Annotated in this window: 1 protein-coding gene; it reads left to right on the plus strand. The window is 53.9% G+C overall.

The genetic code is table 11. The annotated features are described in order from the left end of the window. Nucleotides 1-4558 (plus strand): amino acid adenylation domain-containing protein (locus ACTJJS_RS33480; RefSeq protein ID WP_440668402.1); only part of this gene is annotated, 4558 nt, incomplete at both ends.

Here is a 4558-nt window from a genome sequence, read left to right on the forward strand (position 1 = left end):
TGGAAGAGCGAGACGCCGCCTTGTCGGCGCAATACTGGAAAGAATACCTGTCTGGTTTTGAAAACCTGACAGGCATCTGCAGTGAGTATGGCAAGGTGGAGGCGGGCGTCTATCAGCTGAAAAGAGAAGAGTTGTTGCTCGATGCCGCACAAACTGATCAGTTGCGTCGCTTGTCAGTAGATAATGGCGTAACGGTAAACACCGTTTTACAGGTAGCATGGGGAATACTGTTGAGTAAATACAACCAGGCAGACGATGTGGTCTTCGGCGCGGTGGTGTCCGGCCGCCCTGCGGAGCTGGCCGATGTGGAGTCGATGGTGGGACTCTTTATCAATACGGTACCGGTACGTATCAGCTACGGGCCGGAAGAAAAGATCTCATCATTGCTGCGCCGGGTGCAGGAAGCGGCACTATCGGCCGAGCCGCATCATTATCATCCGTTGTCGGAAATACAGGCCGGCAGCACGCCCGGCAGGTCGCTGCTGGACCATATCATGGTATTTGAAAACTATCCGCTGGCAGATACGATCATGGGGCCAGGGCAGGAAGAGCTGGATTTTCGTATATCCGACTTAGTGGTACATGAGCAGACTAATTACAATCTGTCTGTCGTTGTAGCTTCGAATGAAAAGACAAGCGTTACACTGCATTATAATGCCCATGCGTTTGATAAAGGGTTCATGAAGCGTGTAGCGGGACACTTTCAATTGATAATAACACAGCTCCTCAATAACAGCGCGGTGCCGGTATCTGCCATAGAGATATTGACCGCTGAGGAGAGATACCGGATTTTGCACGAGTTTAACCGGCCGGTGACAGTATATCCGCAGGAGATGTCTCTTGTTGATATGTTTGAAAAGAGCGTCCGGGCGCACCCTGGCAGGACGGCGCTGCGCTGCAATGATGTCAGCCTGACCTACAGCGAACTGAATAACCGCGCAGGCCGGGTGGCCAGTTACTTAGCAGCCAGCGGTGTAACGCCGGGAGCAGTAGTAGGACTGATGATAGAAAGGTCTCCTGAAATGATTATTGCTATGTTGGGCATCCTGAAAGCCGGAGCGGCTTATCTGCCGCTGGAGGCCGGGCTGCCTTATACCCGCAACCGGCATTTGCTGGAGGAGACCAACGCCGTACTATTGCTGACGGAAGAAAAAACGACCTGTCTTTACGCCGACTTTATCAAGACAGCAGACGTCAGACGTCTGCCTGAGCATGAAGCGGCGCCTGGGCTGCCCGGCCCGCAAAGCCTGGCCGGACATACAGCCTATATTATCTATACGTCGGGTTCTACCGGTAAGCCTAAAGGTGTAATGGTATCCCATCATTCGGTGGTTAACCTGGTATTGTCTCAACAAAGAACTTTTGATATAGATGAGCAGGACCGTATTCTGCAGTTCTCCACGATATGTTTCGATGCCTCCGTAGAACAGATCTGGCTGGCACTGTCGGCCGGTGCCGCCCTGGTGTTGATAGAAAGGGAGAGGATAACAGACAATGACCTGTTCAACGACTATATTTCAGCGATGAACGTGACGCACCTTCATGCAACACCTTCTTTCCTGGAAAACATTACACTCAAAACACCCAATAACGTAAAAAGGGTTATAGCCGGAGGCGAGCAGTGCAAGGTACAGACGGCAACCCGCTTTTACCGGGATTATGATTTTTATAACGAATACGGGCCTACGGAAACAACGGTTACGGCGATACAGTGCCTGATCACCGATATGCATGTTTCCGGTGGCACTATTCCTGTTGGCAGGCCCCTGGATAACACCCGCGTGTATATCCTGGGAAAAAATAAGGAGCTGTTGCCCGAAGGAATAAAAGGGGAGTTGTTCATTGCCGGCGACGGACTTGCGGCCGGATACGTCAATGATGCCGTGCTGACCCGGCAGCGGTTTGTTCCTGATCCCTTTATGCCGGGTGGGCTGATGTACCGTACCGGTGATCTGGCCTGCTGGTTGCCGGACGGAAACCTGGCATTCCTGGGCAGGGCGGATGAACAGGTGAAAATAAGGGGTTTCAGGATAGAACCCGGTGAAATAGAAAACCGTCTCAGCATGTATCAAGGGGTAAAAGAGGCGGTAGTGACGGCACATGACAGGGATGGCAGTAAATACCTCGTGGCATATTATGTGGCGGAGCAGGAAATAGACATGGCATTGCTAAGGGCGTTTCTGTCTGAAACCCTGCCGGATTACATGGTTCCGGCCTATTACCTTCGTCTGCCAAATATGCCGTTGACCACTACCGGAAAGCTGGACCGGAAGGCGTTGCCCTCGCCGGATGTAATAGGCAGTAAAAGTGGCGATGCACCGTCGTCCGAAGCTGAAAGAGTGATAGCGGTTGTCTGGTCGGAGGTATTGGGGATAGCAGATATTGGCGTGGCAGAGAATTTTTTCGCTGCGGGCGGAGATTCTATTAAATCTATACAGATAGTATCGCGTTTGCGTACAGCAGGCTATAGCTTATCTGTTAAAGATATTTTTTCCTGGCCAACGGTGCGATTGCTGGCGGCTAATGTGGCGAAGGCGGCGGAGGTGCCTGCCAATAGGGCCACCGTGGTAGGCAGGGCCGCTCTGACGCCTATACAGAGGTTGTTTTTTGAAACGCCTTTTGCCCGTCGGCACCACTATAACCAGTCGGTGATGCTGTTGTTTCCTGACGGCCTTGGGGCCGACCGGGCACGGCAAATGCTGGCCATGCTACAGGAGCATCATGATGCGCTGCGGATAGTCTTCGCGGAAGAAGCGGAAGGTGTGTTCATGCATAATCAGGGCCCGGAGCTGGCAGTGTCGCTGGAGGAATATGACCTGCGCGGCGAGCCGGAAGCGGAAGCCTCGCTGCTGGCGCGCTGCGATGAAATACAGGCAGGTATTGATCTGGCCGCAGGCCCGCTGTTGCGTGGCGGACTGTTTCACCTGGCGGAAGGCAGCCGGTTGCTGCTGGTGGTCCATCACCTGGTGGTGGATGGTGTCAGCTGGCGTATCCTGCTGGAAGATATGCATACCCTGTATGGCCAGCAGCAGCGGAACGAACCGCTGCAGCTGCCGGGGAAAACGGATGCCTTCCTGTTGTGGCCGTCACGGTTGTCGGAATACAGTGCGGGCAAGGCGTTTGCGAAGGGCTGCCGGTACTGGAACACTTTCGATGCAGGCGCCTATCCGGTGTTGAACCGCGATTACCCTGAAGGCACGAACAAAACAGGTGGGCAGCAGGTAGAAAGATTCCGTCTAAGCAGGCAGTTGACGGGCCGGCTGCTGGGCGAAGCACACCGGAGCTTCGGCACCCGCATCAACGATCTGTTGCTGGCAGGTCTGCTGCTGGGCATGCACCGTTGTTACCAACAGCCGGGCATCCTGCTGGACCTGGAAAGCCATGGCCGCGAAGAGCTTCCGGGAGCGGATATCAGCCGTACGGTAGGTTGGTTTACCAGCATTTACCCTGTATGGTTGTCTGGAGATGTAAACAACCTTACGCGCCTGGTCCGCGAGGTGAAAGAAACGCTGCGCCGGGTGCCCAATAACGGTATCGACTATATGATCCGGCAATATGTATGCAACAGCGTAGAGCACACTCATAGACGTTCCCGTGTGATCTTCAACTACCTTGGCCAGTTTGATACAGCAGAGTCGGGAGAATATTTTACGGCGGTAAGCGGCGCCGGTGGCCGTGAGATCTGGGAGGGGGAAACAGCGGAATACGACTGGGAGGTGTCCGGCATGGTGCTGGGCGGGGAGCTGGAGATGACGCTCACGTACAGCCCCCGGCAATATGCCGCGGAGAGGGTGCGGATTTTTATGCAGTCGTATCGGGACGCGCTGGAAGAGATCACGGAAGCATGTTGTCGTCACGGGAAGGTAGAACTGAGTCCTTCAGACCTGGTTTACAAATCGCTGACGTTGTCGCAGGTGGATGCGTTACAATCGGAACATGCGCTGGAAAATATCTACCCGTTGTCTCCGATGCAGGAGGGTATGCTGTTCCATGCGTTATACGACAGAGAAGGCGACCAGTATTTTGAGCAACTGAGCTGCCGTTTGCAGGGCCGCCTGGACATCGCGGCGGTAGAACATGCGATGAACGGCATCATTGCGCGTTATGCGATACTGCGTACACAGTTTGTACATGAGGGTTATGAACGTCCGTTGCAGATTGTATACCGCGGGAGGAGAATGAAAGTGTCCTATGAAGATATGCGTGAAGCCTGTGTGCAGGAAGGAACGGCGGCAGTCGTTGATCGTATTCGTCAGCAGGACCGGAACCGTAAGTTCGACCTGGGCCATGATGTGCTGATGCGGGTGACCGTCCTGCGTTTGGCAGCATCTGCATATGAGCTGATATGGAGTTATCACCATGTGCTGATGGATGGCTGGTGCATGGGTATTATTATGCGCGATTTTAAAGCGCTGTATCAGCAATACAGCCGTGGCAGCGAGGTATTGCTGCCGGCGGTACGTCCCTACGGAGATTACATCAGCTGGCTGGAAGAGCGAGACGCCGCCTTGTCGGCGCAATACTGGAAAGAATACCTGTCTGGTTTTGAAAACCTGAC

The sequence above is a fragment of the Chitinophaga sp. 22308 genome, assembly GCF_052045305.1.
Taxonomy (GTDB): Bacteria; Bacteroidota; Bacteroidia; order Chitinophagales; family Chitinophagaceae; genus Chitinophaga; species Chitinophaga varians_A.